Genomic DNA, 17,450 nt, shown 5'->3' with positions numbered 1-17,450 from the left:
GGTTAGCTATAAAAGAGAAAGTATTAGGTCTTCCAACTTTAGCTATATATAAAGATGGTCAAAAAATAGATGAAGTTACTAAAGATGATGCTACAATACCAAATATTGAAGAAATGATAAAGAGAAACCTTTAAGAGTACTTGGGGAATAGGTAATAGTTATGTTATAACTTTGAGATTAAACTCCATTTTGAGTTTAATCTCAGGTATATATAAATTAAGATTAAATATTGGGGGGTGCACTAATGCGTCTTGAATTAGGGAAAATATTTATTAAAGATGTACAGTTTGGACAAGCAACAGAGGTAAAAGATGGAGTATTATTCATCAACAAAGACGAAATGTTAGAAGCTATAGGTGGAGATGAGCATATAAAATCAATAGATTTAGAAATAGCTCGTCCAGGTGAAAGTATAAGAATAACACCTGTAAAAGATGTTATAGAACCTAGAGTAAAGGTTGAGGGAAACGGTGGAATATTCCCAGGGATAATATCTAAAGTTGACACTGTAGGGGAAGGAAGAACTCACGCATTAAAAGGTGCAGCTGTTGTAACTACTGGTAAAATAGTAGGATTCCAAGAAGGAATAATAGATATGACAGGTGCAGGAGCAGATTACACTCCATTCTCTAAATTAAACAATGTGGTTGTTATTGCAGAGCCAGTAGATGGATTAAAGCAATATGATCATGAAAGAGCTGTTAGAATGATAGGATTTAAGGCAGCTACATATTTAGGAGAAGCAGGTAGAAATCTTACTCCAGATGAAGTATCAGTGTATGAAACTAAGCCTCTTCTTGAATCTATAAAAGAATATCCAGAACTACCGAAGGTAGGATATGTATATATGCTTCAAACACAAGGATTACTTCATGATACATATGTATATGGAGTAGATGCTAAGCAAATAGTACCGACTTTATTATATCCAACAGAATTAATGGACGGAGCTATAGTAAGTGGAAACTGTGTTTCTGCATGTGATAAAAATCCAAGTTATGTTCATATAAACAACGGAGTAGTTGAAGATTTATATGCACAACATGGAAAAGAAATAAACTTTGTAGGGGTAATTATAACTAATGAAAACGTATACTTAGCGGACAAAGAAAGATCTTCTAACTGGACTGCTAAATTATGTAAGTACTTAGGTCTTGATGCAGTTATAGTTTCTCAAGAAGGATTTGGAAATCCTGATACTGACTTAATTATGAACTGTAAGAAAATAGAAATGGAAGATATTAAAACAGTTATCGTAACTGATGAGTATGCAGGAAGAGATGGGGCATCTCAATCATTAGCTGATGCTGATGTAAGAGCTAATGCGGTTGTAACTGGTGGAAATGCAAATCAAGTTGTTGTACTACCAAAACTTGATAAAATAATAGGCCATATAGATGTAGTAGATGTAATAGCTGGTGGAGCTGCTGGAAGTTTAAGAGAAGATGGAACTATAGAAGTAGAAATTCAAGCTATAACAGGTGCTACTAATGAAACAGGATTTGGTCATTTAACTGCAAAAGCATACTAAAATATAGAAAAATATTATTAAAAATAGGGGGATTATTATGAGCGTACTTGCTAATAAAAAGGTTCTTATAATAGGTGACCGTGATGGTATACCAGGACCTGCAATAGAAGAATGTGTAAAAACTGTAGATGGAGTAGAAGTTGTATTTTCATCAACTGAGTGTTTTGTCTGAACGGCTGCTGGGGCTATGGACTTAGAAAACCAAAACAGAGTTAAAGAAGCTGCTGATAAATTCGGAGCTGAAAATGTTGTGGTTTTACTAGGTGCTGCTGAAGCCGAAGCTGCAGGTCTTGCAGCAGAGACAGTAACTGCTGGTGATCCAACTTTCGCTGGACCACTTGCTGGAGTAGAATTAGGACTTGGTGTATACCATGTTGTAGAAGATGAAGTTAAATCTTTATTTGATGAAAGTGTATATGAAGATCAAATAAGTATGATGGAAATGGTATTAGAAGTAGATGAAATAGTAGATGAAATGTCTGGTATAAGAGAGCAATTCTGTAAATATAACGCGTAAACTAGTTTAAAAGGGGTGAATATATATGGGGAAACTAAGAGTAGTTCATTACATTAATCAGTTCTTTGCTGGAATAGGTGGAGAAGAAAAAGCTGATACAAAACCACATGTGGCAGAACAATTACCACCAATAAGTGCTAACTTAAACAAGTTATTAGGGGACGATATAGAAGTAGTTGGAACTGTTGTGTGCGGAGATAGTTACTTCAATGAAAATATAGAGAGTGCAAGTAAAGAAGTATTAGAAATGATAAAGGGATTTGAACCAAATCTTTTCATAGCTGGACCTGCATTTAATGCTGGTAGATATGGAGTAGCAGCAGGAACTATAACTAAAGTTGTTAAGGAAGAATTAAACATACCTTGTTTAACTGGAATGTACATAGAAAATCCAGGAGCTGACATGTTTAAGAAAGAAGTATATATAATGTCTACTTCAGATTCTGCAGCAGGTATGAGAAAAGCACTTCCTACAATAGCTAAATTTGCAAAGAAATTAGTTACAGGAGAAGAAATAGGATCTCCAGCTGAAGAAGGATATATAGAAAGAGGAGTAAGAGTTAATTACTTCCACCCAGATAGAGGATCAAAGAGAGCAGTTGACATGTTGCTTAAAAAGATAAAGGGTGAAGAATTCGTAACTGAATATCCAATGCCTAACTTTGATAGAGTAGATCCAAGCCCTGCTGTAGCTGATTTATCTAAGTGTAAAATAGCACTAGTTACATCTGGCGGTATAGTGCCAAAGCACAATCCAGATAGAATAGAATCATCTTCAGCTTCTAAGTATGGTGAATACAGTATAAAAGGGTTAAATGACTTAACTGAAGACAGTCATGAAACTGCACATGGTGGATATGACCCAGTATATGCAAACTTAGATTCAGATAGAGTGTTACCTGTAGATGTGCTTAGAGACTTAGCAAATGAAGGTTTAATTGGTGAATTACATGAATTATTCTATACTACAGTTGGTAATGGTACTGCAGTTGCAAGTGCTAAGAAGTTTGCAGCTGAAATAGGTGAGAAATTAATAGCAGATGGCGTAGATGCAGTAATCTTAACTTCTACGTGAGGTACTTGTACTCGTTGCGGTGCAACGATGGTAAAAGAAATAGAAAAGACTGGTATACCTGTAGTTCACATGTGTACAGTAGTTCCTATATCATTAACAGTTGGAGCTAATAGAATAGTACCAACAATAGCAATACCACATCCACTTGGAAATCCAAAGCTTGATCCTGCAGAAGAAAAAGCTCTTAGAAGAAAGCTTGTTGAAAAAGCTTTACATGCATTAACTGTTGAAGTTGAAGGTCAAACAGTATTTGAAGAAGATGTAACTTTAAAAGATGTATTAGCAAAAGCTTAATATACTAAATAAAGATTATATTGCAGTTTATTTAGATACTAATATTTAAATAAATTGTATGAAAATAAAAGTTATACATAAGTGCTACATCAAAATATGCAAATTATTTTGATGTAGCACATTATATGGTTACTTTAAAAATTAAGAAAACTTAGCGGGGGTGCAACAAAATGTCTTATCCAATATTAAAAGGGGCTAGCTATGTACTTATTCATACTCCAGATATGATAGTACAAAATGGAAGTACTTGTGCAGTTGAAAGAGCAACTCATCCAGAATCAGAATTCTTAAAGGAAATAACAAATCATATTAGAAGCTATGAAGACGTAGTAAACTACTTACCAAACCAAGTATACATAGGAAACAATAGGCCAGAAGAATTAAAAGAAATAGCACTACCATGGTGTGAACATAAAATAGAAGGAAATAGAAATGGAAAATTAGGAGAAATAATGCCTCAAGATGAATTCTTCGCATTAATTCAAATATGTGATGCTTTTGACCTAGTTAAATTATCTCAAGCGTTTATCGATGTAGTAAAACCTAAAATTGAAAATAACTACCCAGAGCTTGCTCCTTTTATAGGAAAGCTAAAGGGTGATGATATAGAAGAAGGAAAAGAATTAGTAGAATCTCATATAGCAGAAGGATTATTCCATGAAGGCAAACTTGTTGGATATATAAAAAGAGCTCATGATGTTGATGTAAATTTAAATGCTCACACTATGCTAGAAAACTTAGTTGTTAAGGCATCTGGGGTTTTATCTGCTATTCAATTATTAAGAGCTAAAAATATTGATCCATTAAGTATAGATTATGTTATAGAATGTTCAGAAGAGGCTTGTGGAGATATAAATCAAAGAGGTGGAGGAAACTTTGCAAAATCTATAGCTGAAATGGCAGGTCTTATGAATGCTACAGGTTCTGATACAAGAGGATTCTGTGCAGCTCCAACTCATGCATTAATACAAGCTGCAGCGTTAGTTAAATCAGGAATACATAAAAATGTAATGGTGGTAGCAGGAGGAGCAAGTGCAAAACTTGGAATGAATGCAAAAGACCATATCAAAAAAGGTCTTCCAGTACTAGAGGATGTTGTGGGTGGATTTGCTGTATTAGTATCTGAAAATGATGGAGTAAACCCAATAATAAGAACTGATTTAACAGGTAAGCATACTGTTGGAACAGGTTCTTCTCCTCAAGCTGTTATGACGGCACTTATAACTTCTGGTCTTGATAGAGCGAACTTAAAAATAACAGATGTAGATGTATATTCTGTTGAGATGCAAAATCCAGACATTACAAAGCCAGCTGGAGCAGGAGATGTTCCAGAAGCTAACTACAAGATGATAGGTGCGCTTGCAGTTAAGCGTGGAGATTTAGAAAAGAAAGAGTTAAAAGACTTTGTATCTAAAAAAGGATTGCCAGGGTGGGCTCCTACTCAAGGACATATACCATCAGGAGTACCTTACATAGGATTCTTAATAGATGATTTAACAAGTGGAGATAAAAATAGAGCTATGATAGTTGGTAAAGGAAGTTTATTCTTAGGAAGAATGACTAATTTATTTGACGGAGTATCTTTCATAGCTGAGAGAAACACAGGGGTTACAGAAGAGACTTCAGGAATATCTAAGGATGAAGTAAAGAAAATAATAGCTGAAGCAATGAAAAAACTAGCACTAGACATGATAGAAGAATAGGGGTGAGGATATGTCAAAAAAAGTTATATCAGATGTATTCTTAGAAATAGCTAATGCAATAGAAAGTGGAGAGTTTGGAAAGAAAGTTAAGATAGGATTAACTACACTTGGAAGTGAGCATGGAGTAGAAAATCTTGTAAATGGAGCTTATATAGCTAAGTCAAATTTATTTGAAATAGTACTTATAGGTCCTAAGGTAGACACTGATCTAGAAGTAGTTGAAGTAAATGATGAAAAAGAAATGCATGTTAAAATGGAAGAGTTATTAGATTCGGGATACATAGATGCATGTGTAACTATGCATTATAACTTCCCTATAGGTGTATCTACTGTTGGTAGGGTAATAACACCAGCTAAAGGTAAAGAGATGATACTTGCTACTACTACAGGAACTAGTGCAACTAATAGAATAGAAGCAATGGTTAGAAATGCAATTTACGGAGTATCTACTGCTAAGTCAATAGGTATAAAAACACCTAAGGTAGGAATACTTAACGTAGATGGAGCAAGACAAGTCGAAAAATGCCTAAAAGAATTACAAGCTAATGGATATGATATAGATTTTGCAGAGTCTATAAGAGCAGATGGTGGTTGTGTAATGAGAGGAAATGATCTTCTTGTTGGAGCACCAGATGTTATGGTTACAGACACTCTTTCTGGAAATATATTTATGAAGGTATTTTCTTCTTTTACAACAGGAGGAGATTATGAAGCTCATGGATTTGGATATGGTCCAGGTGTTGGAGAAAATTATGACAGAAGGGTACTTATATTATCAAGAGCTTCAGGGAGTCCTGTAGTAGCTAATGCTATTAAATATGCTTATGATATAGTAAAAGGCGATATAACAAATATATCTAAGAATGAATTTAAAAACGCTAAAACAGCTAAATTTGATGATATAATAAGCTCTCTAACTAAGAAAGAAGCTAAGACAAATGTTGAAGAAGTTAAGATGCCAGATAAAGAAGTAGTTACTCGTCAAATCTCTGGAATAGATATAATGGATCTAGAAGAAGCAGTAAGCGAATTATGGAGACAAGGAGTCTATGCTGAGAGTGGAATGGGTTGTACAGGACCTATAGTATTAGTTAATGATGCTAAAGGGGATATAGCTGTAGAAACACTTATAAAAGCAGGATATACAGCAAAATAAAACTATTATAAGTTGTTTTAAAATATGTATGAAATTATATATATTTTAAAGCAACTTTTTATTTGTAGTAAATTTATAAATAAATGTAAGTATTTGTTGAATAAACTAAAATAATAATATATAATTAGAAGAAATAATTTAATAATATTACCTGTATATTTTTGATAATATGGTTCAAACGTTTCTACCGGGCTACCGTAAATTGCCTGACTACAGGAGTGATAAAAGTCTACAACTTGTATTATAAATCAAGTTAAATATATTTATAAAAATGTATTAAATACTTTTGAAGTTTTAACTCCTGTCTAGAATTATAGATAGGAGTTTTTTATTATAAGGAAATTAATATAGCGACAATACTATTAGGAGGAATTTATTATGAAGTCATTACAAGAGAAAATATTAAATGAGGGCAGTGTGTCTGGAAGTGATATATTAAAAGTTGATAGCTTTTTAAATCATCAACTTGATGTAGCTTTTTTAAATGAAATAGGAAAAGAATTTAAAGAAAGATTTAAGGATGAAAAAATAGATAAAATACTTACAATAGAGGCGTCGGGGATAGCAATAGCATCTATAGCATCTCAGTATTTTGGTAATGTGCCAGTAGTTTTTGCAAAAAAAGCAGAGTCTAAAAACTTAGATAAAGAGGTATTTGAAACTAAAGTATATTCTTTCACAAAAGCAAAAGAATATAGTGTAAAAGTATCTAAAAAATACTTACATAAAGGTGAAAATATATTAGTATTAGATGATTTTTTAGCTAATGGTAGAGCTGCATTAGGTCTTAAAGATTTAGTAGACCAAGCTGGGGCAAATTTAGTTGGGGTAGGTATAGTTATAGAAAAAGGATTCCAAGAAGGTAGACAGCTTCTTTTAAATGAAGGAGTTAAATTAGAGTCTTTAGCAATACTTGAATCTATAGAAAATGGAACAGTAAAATTTAGATAATAAAATATTTAACCTGCATTAAATAGAGTTTCTCTGAAACTTTACTTTAATGCAGGTTATTTTTTATATCTTGAACTTTAATATATGAACTAAAATAACTAATATACTTTAAAAAATAACATAAAAACAATAAAATGTTAAATAAAAGATTAACATGAAAAAAATAGTGAACTGTGGTAATATTAATAAATAAACGAGGAAAACTAAATTGTAAAACAAAAATATTAATATTATGGAGGTTTATGAAATGAAATTTTTTATAGACACAGCAAACATAGACGATATAAGAGAAGCTAATGAATTAGGTGTTATATGTGGGGTAACAACAAACCCATCTTTAATAGCTAAAGAAGGTAGAGATTTTATAGAAGTAGTAAAAGAAATTAGCGAAATAGTAGATGGTCCAATAAGTGCTGAAGTAATAAGCTTAGAGCATGAAGGGATGATACTAGAAGCAGAAAAGTTATGTAAGATACATAAAAATATAGTAATAAAAGTACCTATGACTGCAGAAGGATTAAAAGCTGTTAAGGTATTATCTTCAAAAGGTATAAAAACTAATGTTACATTAATATTCTCAGCAACGCAAGCACTTTTAGCTGCAAGAGCAGGAGCTACTTATGTAAGTCCATTTGTTGGAAGATTAGACGATATAGGTCAAAATGGATTAGAGTTAATTGAAGAGATAGTAGACATATTTAGTGTAAATGCTATAGAAACTCAAATAATAGTTGCAAGTGTTAGAAACCCAATACATGTTTCTCAAGCGGCTAGAATGGGTGCTGATATAGCTACAGTGCCTCTTAAGGTTATAAACCAAATGATGAAGCATCCTTTAACAGACAAAGGAATTGAAAGCTTTATGAAGGATTGGGAAGGTTCTTCATTAACTTTATAATATAGTAATAAAAAACAAGTATTTAATAATTAAATACTTGTTTTTTATTTTAAGTAAATTATAATTTATTTAGATACTTGCTGATCTTTGCCATAATATAAATCTAAATCTAACTCTTTCTCACTATTACTTACTATTAGTGTACAGGCACAGTCACCCATTACATTAACAGTAGTTCTAGTCATATCTAATAATCTATCAACGCCCATTATTAAACCGATGCCTTCTATTGGAAGTCCAACAGAAGTTAGAACCATTGATAGTGTTATCATACCAACACCAGGAACACCAGCAGTACCTATAGAAGCTAAAGTAGCTGTTAGAATTATTGTAAGTAATCCGCTAAAACCTAAATCTATATTATATATTTGAGATATAAATACACAAGCAACACCTTGCATTATAGCTGTACCATCCATATTAATAGTTGCTCCTAAAGGTATAGTAAATGAAGCTACAGAGTTATGAACTCCTATTTCTTCCATGCTTTCTATACTTAAAGGAATAGCCGCGTTACTAGAAGCTGTTGAAAATGTTACTGCAGCAACATTAGCAAATTTCTTATAGAAAGGTTTTAATTTAAGTCCAGTTGTAAACTTAACTAAACCTGAATAAACAAGGAATGCTTGTAATGCTAGTGCTATTAATACTGCAAGCATATATTTTAGTAAAGAAAACATTGCATCAAATCCAACTGTAGCAAAGGTATTAGTTATTAATGCAAATACACCGTAAGGAGCTAAGTGCATTATTATTGTAACCATCTTCATACATAGTTCATTTGCAGATTCAAAGAATTTTTTTACAGGCTCAGCTTTTGCGCCAACCATACTTATAGATACACCTAATAAAAGTGCAAATACTATTATCTGTAGCATTTCTCCACTTGCAAGTGATTGAATTGGATTTGTAGGTATCATACCTAAGAATATATCAACTAAAGATTTACTCTCTGCGATAGTAGTTTCTTGTGTTATTAATTCAGACATATCAAGACCTATACCTGGGTTTATTAATTTACCAATTCCTAAAGCTATTGTTATTGCAACAGCAGTAGTTATTAAATAGAAGCAGATAGTCTTTACACCTATTCTACCTAATTTTTTTACATCACCTATTGACGAAGCACCACATACTAAAGAAGCAAAAACTAGCGGAACAACTAGCATTTTTATAGCATTGATGAAACCTGTTCCTAATAACTTTAAGATTCCATCTAATAATAATGTATTTTTAAATCCGCCATCTGGCATCCCTTTTAATACTAAACCGAAACAAACCCCCAATATTATACCTATGAAAATTTTAGCCGTAAGTCCTATTTTCTTTTTCAATAACATCTCCCCCTTAAAATAATATTATTAATAAATAATTATTGCTTTCTTATTAAATAATAGCATGGTTACTTATAATAATGCAAGAATTAAAAATAAAAATTCATAAATTAGAAAATTGGTGAAATTTAACGGGGTGAGAATAATAATGATATACACTTTATATAACCGTAGACGTAAGGAAAGTGTGATTTTGAGTAGCATGTTTACAAATTTTGAGAAAGTTAAATTTGAAAGATTATAAAAAGTTACACCATTGTTACTTAGGATTACGACTTTGTAATCTAAGGTAACAACGGTGTAACTGTTATGTAGAAATTTTGTATGATATTATTGAAATATAGAAAAGGAAATAAAAGAAAATTAATATAAATATTACATATTGAAAGAAGGTATAAATTATGAAAAGAGGAATAATAACACTATCAATTTTATGTTCAGGAATATTAATGATTAGCCCGATAAGCAATCTTTCATTTGCAGAAGACGCAAATAATAAAGAAGCAATAAATGGACAAGTTATAATACAAAATACAGATGAAAAAAACAATCAACAATCTAATATACAAGATGAGAATAAAGAAACAAATATAGTAAATACAAATAAATCAGAAGAAACAAAAGGTAAGGATGAAGAAGCTAATAAAGAAGTAGTTAAGCAAGAGGAAGTAAAACAAGAAGTACCAAAGCAAGAAATTGAAAAAATAGAGGAAAAAACTGAAAAAGTAGAAACAAGTGTAGAGGTTGTAAAACAATTAAATAAAGAACAAGCTAAAGAGCTTCTTGAATCTCGTAATCAAGGGTTACAATTTGAATATCAAGGAGATGAAAATAATTTTAGCACTTTAAAAGAAAAAGGATTAAGTGGATATGTATTTTTGCCAAATGTTGATGGTGATATGGGATACTTTGTAGATAAAAACACATCTAATGTTTATTACTTCCATCCAAGCGGATATATGGATTTAATGATATAAAAATATAAGTAAAAACCCTATAAATTATAAAAGAGCTTCTAAAAAGAAGCTCTTATTTTTTATTATTTTGTAGCAGCAACAACTGACATTTCAACTAATAGACATTCTCTAGCTAATTTAGCTTCAACACAAGCTCTAGCAGGTTCGTGTCCTTTTTCTACCCATGCATCCCACACAGAGTTCATATCAGCGAAGTATTTCATATCACTTACATATATAGTTACAGATAATATGCTCTTTTTGTCAGAACCATATTTATTTAATAAATCTTCTACTTTATCTAATATAGCAGTAGTTTGCTCTTTTGCATCTCCTTCAGCGTGAACTTGTCCGCATAAGTAAAGAGTATTATTATGTATAACAGCCTTGCTCATTCTTCCATTATTTTCAAATCTTTGTATTTCCATAGTTAGACCTCCTAAAGTTTTTGACTATTAAATTATAATATAAATTTATATAACATTCTAGATTTAATGATTAAAAAGATTATAAACCTAAACATATTGTTGGCAAAAATAATGTAATTAACCTACAATAAATATATACGTTTTAGTTTAGCTTAAAGGATATATGACTAATCAAACTACAAGAAAATATATTAAGAAGAGGGGAATATAGATGGAAGTAGTTAGGATTTTTGTAATAGGAGCAGGACTTAGAGGTATGTATGGATACGCACCATATATACATGAGAATCCAAACTTATGTAAGGTGATTGGTGTAGCAGAAATAAAAAAAGGTAGAAGAGATTTATTTAAGCAGAAATATCAGCTAGATGATAATTATGTTTTTGAAAGTGTGGATGATTTTTTAAGTCTTGAAAAAATAGCCGACGCAGTAATAATAGCTAGTAGTGATGATAGACATTACGAGCATGCTAAAAAATGTTTGGAAAAAGGATATCATGTTTTGTTAGAAAAACCAGTGGCAAATAGTTTAGATGGACTAGTTCATTTGAATGAATTATGTGATAAATATGATAAACAAATATTTATGACTTGTCATGTACTTAGATACACTAAATTCTTTGAAAAATTAAGGGAGATAGTAAATGGTAAAGGGTTAGGAGAGCTAATAAGTATTCAGCATAATGAAAATATAGGGTATTGGCATTATGCACATAGCTATACTAGAGGGAACTGGAGAAATAGTAGTGATACAGCAGCATTAATATTAACGAAGAGCTGTCATGATATAGACATACTTTCTTATATTTCTGGTAGTAAATGCAAGAAGATCGCCTCATTTGGAAATCAAAAATATATGAATAATGCTAATTTTGATGATAACATGAGTGAGAATTGTTTAAGTTGTAAAAATGAAAAAGATTGTCCTTACTCAGCAAAAAAAATATATATAGAAAATAGTAGAGATATAAATCACGCAGTTCACATTAACCCGACCGAAGAAAATTTACTTGATATTCTTAAAGATGGACCTTATGGAAAATGTGTTTATAATTGTGATAATAATGTTGTTGATAATATGGTTAGTATATTAGAGTTTGAAAATAAGGTTACAGCAACGTTTAACTTATGTGCATATACAAAAGAATGTGATAGAACTATAAAGCTAATGTTTAGCAAAGGTGAAGTTGGAGGAAGTCTCTTAAAAAATGAGATAAGAGTCAAAAAATTTGGGGAAAATGAGGAAATTATAATAAATCCAGGTATAAATATAAAAGGTCATGGTGGAGGGGATTTACGACTTATAGAAGACTTTATAAAGCTTATAAAAGAAGGCAGAGTAGAAGACTCTAGAACTAGTGTTAAATATGCAATAGAAAGCCATATTGTTGCTTTTGCGGCAGAATATTCAAGAGTAAGTGAAAGTGTTGTATACATAAATGAATTTTATAAAGAAGCTATTGAGATGACTGAAAAAATAGAAGACACATTATTTTAGATAAGATAAAAAGAAGCTACTCTAAATAAAATATTATAGATAGCTTCTTTTTAAATTTTATTTCTTTCTTTTCTTAAAAAATCACTACATTGAGATAGCATATAAGAAAGTATTGAGAATAAAATACCTGTAGTATATGGAATACATATTGAAGACATGAAGTAGTCAATAACATTAATGGTAATAAAAGTTATACTAATATCAAGTAGAGACTCTAAAAGTTTATACAATGGATGAGGCAACCTACTAACATATTTTGCGATATCCAAGAAAAATGTACATACAAAGTCTACGGGAGTATTTACACAAAAATAAACTAGAAAGAAAAATAATACAGATTTAACAGAGTCATATTCAAACCCTAAAAAGGATAAAAATCCTATTCCAACGACCGTAAAAATACAAAATGCAATCAGTGCTAATACTGAGATAAATAGAATAATAAAGATTAATTGGAACAAAGGAATTTTACTTTTGATTTTAACGACCCCCTAGAAAACATACTTATATATAGAGTATAAAATATTTCAAATAAAATATAAACTTAAAAATATAAAATTTAATCATAAGATGGACTTACCAAAAATAATAATATAGAAAATACTATCACAAGCCGAAGTGACAATATAACACCTCCTAAGTGGTATTTAGGTAATATATATTCTCGTTTCAAAAATATATTACAAAAATAAATTATATTACTATTTAATTAGATTAAATATGGTATAATCTAATACAAGTAAAAACTTTAGCTAGGAGGAATAGATATGTCTGATGATAGAATAATTGATTTTAATGAATTAAAAAATAAAGTTAAAGACTCTGATGTAGATAAATTTGAGCAGTATATATACAACTTGTATTTTTCTGTTATGGATGGAAGTATGACGATGGCTGAATTTTCAAGAAAAATACTTGATTATATGAAAGAAAATAATATATCACAAGAAAAGTTTATGAATATACAAAAGAGGTTTATGGAAAGATATGGAATGGACAATGAAGAAGTTGAAAAGCAATTAAAAAACTTCGGAATAGATCCATCTACTGTTGGATTTGGAAATATGGATTTAAATAATATTACTAATGAAAACATAGAAAATATTCAAAAGACAGCAGGGTTTTATGAGAAGTATGGAAGTAAGATACAACCTAAAAGTTGTATAAGCACATATGTAAAAAATGATACTAATGACATAGATATAATAGTAGATCAAGAAAAAGTAATGCTTTATAGCAATAAGAAAATAAATCTTATGGATGCAGAGTTAAATGAACTTTTACTAGCATATAAAAATATGTTTAATAAAAAAATAAGAGTAGTCTTATGTGAAAGTTCAAATGAATATGATTATTAAATGTTAGATACAATAAAAAAGTCTATACATAACTTAAGATAAAAGTATATATTCTGTTACTTTCAGAGGAATACTTTTTATAAGTTAAGTATAGGCTTTTACTATTTTAATGATAGAGATTTTAAAACTTTAATACCATTTTGTATTAAGCTGTTAAGAAATACAATATTTAAAAGCTCAGCTGGATGCACATTTGGAATATCATATGTATCTACTAAATCCATTGGAACTATAATATTTTTATTAATATTGTTTTGATTGAAGTATGATTTTAAAGTTATTGCAAATTGATATATACAAATATCTGTACAATCACCAACTATAATAATATTATCTATACCTTTGAAGCTAATATCATCCAAAGCAAAAAAACCATTAGTTGAGTTTTTAGGTATAACCTGTATGTTATCTATTTCTTTAAGTTCATCAACTATTTCACTTTCATAATCACCTTCTATACAATGAGAAGGGTAGCTTAAAAGTTCTATAGCATTTGGTTTATGGCAGTCTGTAAATGCGATGATCTTCTTAATTTTAGAAGATAACTCTCTTGTAAAATTAGCAATAGGATGCACTAGATTTTCTATTCTCGGCGAGTATAAAGAACCTTGTTTTGCAAATCCATTATTAATATCTACTATAAAAAGAGCAGTTTTATCAAATTCAAAATCTGATATATTTTCTGTAGGTAAATTTTCTAAATTATTCTTTAGAGACTCTAATTCATGTAATAACTTATCCATAAGGCACCCCCATTTGTGATTTAATAAGATTGTACAATATATATAAAACAAAAGTCAATACTAGTGTAAAGACAGAAAAAAGACTACTTTGAATATATTATTAAAAGTAGTCTTTTTAAGAGATTAAGTTATCCGCATAGGTCGAATACTTCTCTCTATAAATATTATGCTTTTATATCTTAATTTGATACACAAATTAGCTGTATCTTATCTAAAAATTAATTTTGCAACTATTGTTATAATAGGTAATGCTATTGCTGTACGCATTATAAATAATATAAATAAATCTTTTATATTAAGAGGTATATCTGATTTTAATATAACTGCACCAGTTTCAGTTAAGTATATCAACTGAGTTATAGACAATGCACCAATTATAAATTGAGTAACTTGGCTTATATCTGATCCAGATACCATTATAGATGGTAAGAACATATCTGTAAATCCTACTAACACTGCAGGTGCAGCAGCTTGAGCATCTGGTATTTGTAGTAAGTTCAGTACAAATACTACAGGTATAGATATTATATTAAAGAAAGGAGTGAATTCAGCAACTATTAATGCTAAAGTTCCCCAAGCCATAACTAAAGGAAGTAACCCTAAGTACATATCTATTACTGTTTTGAATCCATTTGATATTATAGCTCCTACAGATGGAGCAGTTTCAGCTCTTTTTATAGCTTTATTTAAACCAAAGTTGAAAACGTTAGCACCCTCTGGAACTATTTCTTCTTTTAAATGTTTGACATTGTTATAAGTCTTATTCGTAAATCCTTTTAATGGATAGATACGAGGTAAGATTAAAGCACAAGCTAATGATGCTAAACAAACTGTAGCATAAAATGGAACGAATAAAGGCATAAACCCTAATTGATCAGCTATTACAGTTGAAAATGGTAAAGATACTAATGAGAAACAAACAGATATTATTGCAGCTTCTTTAGCTGTATAGAAGCCTTGTTTGTATTGAGTATTAGTAATCATAATACCAAGAGTACCATCTCCTAACCAAGATGAAACAGCATCTATAGCAGAACGTCCTGGAACACTAAATAATTTATACATTGATTTAGATATTAATGTACCGAATAAATCCATAAGACCAAAGTCTACAACTAGTGGTAATAAAAATCCTGATACTAAGAAAATTGCAAGTAAGCTTGGTAAAAGGCCTAGCATAGTTTGACCTGTTACTTCTGAGTTTATTGCTTCAGGTCCAACTTGGAAGATTGTCATAACAATAAATACTGCCCCTAATATTCTAAATGTTAGCCAAAAAGGTGATACATTTAAAAGGTTATTTAAAAAGTCATTTTTTATATGTACGAATTTGCTAATAATAGATAGTAAAGCTGATGCTACTATTACTACTAATGCGATATTTTCAAGGTAGTTAGCGCCAACTATTTTTACTAGCTCTGCTAAAAACCCAATTCCTATATTGAAAGGAGATAATCCTTCTAAAGGTATCATACTTCCATAAGGTAGTGGAATGATGAATAAAAATAATCCAAATAACGATGGTATTAAAAATTTAAATAAGTTCTTATTGCTAGTCTGGATACTAGCAGTTGTATTAGTTTGCATATTACTTCCTCCTGATTAATTATATTTAAAAATAAAAAAGTCCCTTGGTCAAAAGACCAAGAGACGAAAATTTCCGCGTTACCACTCTCGTTGATAAAATTTAATTATTTTGCCGGCAAATTATTAAACTTTATCCACTCAATCTCTTAAGGCGAGATAACCTATTGCCATACTTAGGTTCAAGCAATATTCTCCAAAGCTCTCTTCAATCAAATTTCAATGCCAAGCTTCCACCATCCTCGGCTCTCTAAAAAATTCATTTAATTTACTCTCTTTTTCATAGAATGTATTCGTATTAACTTATTGATATGATTTTAAAATAATTTTTTTGAAAAGTCAACATATAAATTTAAAAATTAATCAAAAACTAATGACTGTTTAAAATATTCAGAAGAATATGTGTGTGATTAGTAAATATTAAATATACAAAAAAATTAATAGATTTTATATTTTAAATATAGTGTTTGCAATATATGGGAACTTTCAAACTATTCTTATTAGCAGTGGTTACATTAAGATAATGTATCAATCAAAGTAACATAAACTAAATTTATAAAATATTATAAAATATAACAAAATTATGGGGGCGAGAGTATGGCTATTAATCAAATATTTAGAGAAATGTTTAAAGAGCAAAAAAGACAAAGAGAGCTAGAGTACCAAAAGGAAATAATAAAAAGAGCAATAGAAAGCCAAGGTAGTAGTTTAAGTGATTTTGAAGAAGGAATGGACTTATTAGAGAAAGAACGATATGAAGAGGCTCAAGTTTTTTTAAGAATGTGTGCAGATGAAAATAACTCTCAAGCGCAGTATGAAATAGGTAAATTACTTAAGGATGGACTTGGTATAGAACAAAACAGAGATGAGGCAAAAAAATACCTAATGGAGTCCTATAAACATGGATTTAAAAAATCGGGTTCAGTTTTAAGGGAGATGAGATTTGAAGAGAATGAAAGAATAGATAAATTACTTAATGAAAATTTTAATAATAAGGTTAGTAATCTAGGGTACAGTATTGATATGCCAAGTAATTGGGTAGAATTAGAATCAAAAAATAAGAACTGCTTTGATACTGTAGCTATAGATGGATATGACGGAGACGTTATTTTTAATATAAAAATGCAGGTATTTTTGATAGAGATACCTGATAATATGGCTAGTTGTGTGTCCTTAGATAGAGTAGCAAATAATATGGGATGTATAGAGTCGGTAGATTTTAATAATGGGAATTGTAATGGAAAATTAATTTGTGGAGAAGGATTAGATGGAACTTGTAACTATATTTTTATAGCAAAAGGGAGAAGAGGAGTATATGATTTAAGAGTAATCGTTGATAAGCACTTAGAACCAATTTATGAAGAGATAATTGATCATATAATATATAGCTTTAATATAATTGATATATAATATTAATGTTATAA

Annotated in this window: 16 protein-coding genes, 1 pseudogene, 1 riboswitch and 1 other annotated feature; of the genes and pseudogenes, 12 read left to right on the top strand and 5 right to left on the bottom strand. The window is 30.2% G+C overall.

What is annotated here, in order from left to right; genetic code table 11:
* From CHL78_RS21465 to fsa, 8 genes and pseudogenes are all read left to right on the top strand, one after another.
* Nucleotides 1-134 (top strand): annotated as a pseudogene (locus tag CHL78_RS21465) (thioredoxin); the annotation flags it as partial.
* A 110-nt stretch (nucleotides 135-244) separates the two neighbouring features.
* Nucleotides 245-1,531: a glycine/sarcosine/betaine reductase component B subunit gene (locus CHL78_RS02045; protein ID WP_094369330.1), complete on the top strand. Its 1,287-nt coding sequence runs from the start codon at nucleotides 245-247 to the stop codon at nucleotides 1,529-1,531.
* Between the two features lie 37 nt (nucleotides 1,532-1,568).
* On the top strand, nucleotides 1,569-2,048 hold the full coding sequence (gene grdA, locus CHL78_RS02040) for a glycine/sarcosine/betaine reductase complex selenoprotein A (RefSeq protein WP_094369331.1): 480 nt from the start codon (nucleotides 1,569-1,571) through the stop codon (nucleotides 2,046-2,048).
* A 25-nt stretch (nucleotides 2,049-2,073) separates the two neighbouring features.
* Nucleotides 2,074-3,417: a glycine reductase complex selenoprotein B gene (grdB, locus tag CHL78_RS02035; RefSeq protein ID WP_116041174.1), complete on the top strand. Its 1,344-nt coding sequence runs from the start codon at nucleotides 2,074-2,076 to the stop codon at nucleotides 3,415-3,417.
* Between the two features lie 170 nt (nucleotides 3,418-3,587).
* Entirely contained in the window at nucleotides 3,588-5,120 is a 1,533-nt protein-coding gene (gene grdC / locus CHL78_RS02030) for a glycine/sarcosine/betaine reductase complex component C subunit beta (RefSeq protein ID WP_094367605.1), read from the top strand.
* A 10-nt stretch (nucleotides 5,121-5,130) separates the two neighbouring features.
* Nucleotides 5,131-6,276, top strand: coding sequence for a glycine/sarcosine/betaine reductase complex component C subunit alpha (grdD, locus tag CHL78_RS02025; RefSeq protein WP_094367606.1), 1,146 nt, complete (start codon nucleotides 5,131-5,133; stop codon nucleotides 6,274-6,276).
* Between the two features lie 131 nt (nucleotides 6,277-6,407).
* Nucleotides 6,408-6,509, top strand: a riboswitch (purine riboswitch).
* 145 nt (nucleotides 6,510-6,654) lie between these two features.
* Nucleotides 6,655-7,227 (top strand): xanthine phosphoribosyltransferase, encoded by a 573-nt coding sequence (locus CHL78_RS02020; RefSeq protein ID WP_094367607.1) that lies wholly within the window; start codon nucleotides 6,655-6,657, stop codon nucleotides 7,225-7,227.
* Nucleotides 7,228-7,474: 247 nt separating this feature from the next.
* Complete coding sequence (fsa, locus tag CHL78_RS02015) at nucleotides 7,475-8,125, top strand: fructose-6-phosphate aldolase (protein ID WP_094367608.1); 651 nt, start codon at nucleotides 7,475-7,477, stop codon at nucleotides 8,123-8,125.
* A gap of 65 nt (nucleotides 8,126-8,190) precedes the next feature.
* On the opposite strand, the gene CHL78_RS02010 is transcribed toward fsa, so the two are convergent.
* Nucleotides 8,191-9,459: a dicarboxylate/amino acid:cation symporter gene (locus CHL78_RS02010; protein WP_330408563.1), complete on the bottom strand. Its 1,269-nt coding sequence runs from the start codon at nucleotides 9,457-9,459 to the stop codon at nucleotides 8,191-8,193.
* Between the two features lie 401 nt (nucleotides 9,460-9,860).
* Here CHL78_RS02010 and CHL78_RS02005 point away from each other — a divergent pair, with 401 nt between their 5' ends.
* Nucleotides 9,861-10,436 carry a hypothetical protein gene (locus tag CHL78_RS02005; RefSeq protein ID WP_094367610.1) on the top strand — a complete coding sequence of 192 codons (576 nt, stop codon included), beginning with the start codon at nucleotides 9,861-9,863 and terminating at the stop codon, nucleotides 10,434-10,436.
* Nucleotides 10,437-10,498: 62 nt separating this feature from the next.
* Here CHL78_RS02005 and CHL78_RS02000 read toward each other — a convergent pair whose 3' ends face one another.
* Nucleotides 10,499-10,843 carry a RidA family protein gene (locus CHL78_RS02000; RefSeq protein WP_094367611.1) on the bottom strand — a complete coding sequence of 115 codons (345 nt, stop codon included), beginning with the start codon at nucleotides 10,841-10,843 and terminating at the stop codon, nucleotides 10,499-10,501.
* A gap of 211 nt (nucleotides 10,844-11,054) precedes the next feature.
* Here CHL78_RS02000 and CHL78_RS01995 point away from each other — a divergent pair, with 211 nt between their 5' ends.
* Entirely contained in the window at nucleotides 11,055-12,341 is a 1,287-nt protein-coding gene (locus CHL78_RS01995; RefSeq protein ID WP_094367612.1) for a Gfo/Idh/MocA family protein, read from the top strand.
* Nucleotides 12,342-12,391: 50 nt separating this feature from the next.
* Here CHL78_RS01995 and CHL78_RS21460 read toward each other — a convergent pair whose 3' ends face one another.
* Nucleotides 12,392-12,802: a YrvL family regulatory protein gene (locus tag CHL78_RS21460; protein ID WP_243446352.1), complete on the bottom strand. Its 411-nt coding sequence runs from the start codon at nucleotides 12,800-12,802 to the stop codon at nucleotides 12,392-12,394.
* 306 nt (nucleotides 12,803-13,108) lie between these two features.
* On the opposite strand from CHL78_RS21460, the gene CHL78_RS01985 reads away from it, so the two are divergent.
* Entirely contained in the window at nucleotides 13,109-13,699 is a 591-nt protein-coding gene (locus CHL78_RS01985; RefSeq protein ID WP_094367614.1) for a DUF3867 domain-containing protein, read from the top strand.
* Between the two features lie 101 nt (nucleotides 13,700-13,800).
* On the opposite strand, the gene CHL78_RS01980 is transcribed toward CHL78_RS01985, so the two are convergent.
* Nucleotides 13,801-14,442, bottom strand: coding sequence for an isochorismatase family cysteine hydrolase (locus CHL78_RS01980; RefSeq protein ID WP_094367615.1), 642 nt, complete (start codon nucleotides 14,440-14,442; stop codon nucleotides 13,801-13,803).
* Nucleotides 14,443-14,649: 207 nt separating this feature from the next.
* Nucleotides 14,650-16,029, bottom strand: coding sequence for a YjiH family protein (locus tag CHL78_RS01975; RefSeq protein WP_243446351.1), 1,380 nt, complete (start codon nucleotides 16,027-16,029; stop codon nucleotides 14,650-14,652).
* Between the two features lie 56 nt (nucleotides 16,030-16,085).
* Nucleotides 16,086-16,319 (bottom strand) — a binding site (T-box leader).
* Nucleotides 16,320-16,623: 304 nt separating this feature from the next.
* Between CHL78_RS01975 and CHL78_RS01970 the strand changes: the two genes are divergently transcribed.
* Nucleotides 16,624-17,436, top strand: coding sequence for an SEL1-like repeat protein (locus tag CHL78_RS01970; RefSeq protein ID WP_094367616.1), 813 nt, complete (start codon nucleotides 16,624-16,626; stop codon nucleotides 17,434-17,436).
* The last annotated feature ends 14 nt before the right edge of the window (nucleotides 17,437-17,450 follow it).

Source organism: Romboutsia weinsteinii (assembly GCF_002250835.2).
GTDB classification, from domain to species: Bacteria; Bacillota; Clostridia; order Peptostreptococcales; family Peptostreptococcaceae; genus Romboutsia_A; species Romboutsia_A weinsteinii.
The sequence above is the reverse complement of the archived record's forward strand: the minus strand, read 5'-3'. Positions and strand labels throughout refer to the sequence as shown.

Bases quoted from the DNA above. Each gene is read 5' to 3' on its own strand.
- CHL78_RS02020 (WP_094367607.1), top strand. From the start codon at position 6,655: ATGAAGTCATTACAAGAGAAAATATTAAATGAGGGCAGTGTGTCTGGA.
- CHL78_RS02000 (WP_094367611.1), bottom strand. From the start codon at position 10,843: ATGGAAATACAAAGATTTGAAAATAATGGAAGAATGAGCAAGGCTGTT.
- CHL78_RS02005 (WP_094367610.1), top strand. From the start codon at position 9,861: ATGAAAAGAGGAATAATAACACTATCAATTTTATGTTCAGGAATATTA.
- CHL78_RS01995 (WP_094367612.1), top strand. From the start codon at position 11,055: ATGGAAGTAGTTAGGATTTTTGTAATAGGAGCAGGACTTAGAGGTATG.
- grdC (WP_094367605.1), top strand. From the start codon at position 3,588: ATGTCTTATCCAATATTAAAAGGGGCTAGCTATGTACTTATTCATACT.
- CHL78_RS01985 (WP_094367614.1), top strand. From the start codon at position 13,109: ATGTCTGATGATAGAATAATTGATTTTAATGAATTAAAAAATAAAGTT.
- CHL78_RS02045 (WP_094369330.1), top strand. From the start codon at position 245: ATGCGTCTTGAATTAGGGAAAATATTTATTAAAGATGTACAGTTTGGA.
- fsa (WP_094367608.1), top strand. From the start codon at position 7,475: ATGAAATTTTTTATAGACACAGCAAACATAGACGATATAAGAGAAGCT.
- CHL78_RS01970 (WP_094367616.1), top strand. From the start codon at position 16,624: ATGGCTATTAATCAAATATTTAGAGAAATGTTTAAAGAGCAAAAAAGA.
- grdD (WP_094367606.1), top strand. From the start codon at position 5,131: ATGTCAAAAAAAGTTATATCAGATGTATTCTTAGAAATAGCTAATGCA.
- CHL78_RS01980 (WP_094367615.1), bottom strand. From the start codon at position 14,442: ATGGATAAGTTATTACATGAATTAGAGTCTCTAAAGAATAATTTAGAA.
- CHL78_RS01975 (WP_243446351.1), bottom strand. From the start codon at position 16,029: ATGCAAACTAATACAACTGCTAGTATCCAGACTAGCAATAAGAACTTA.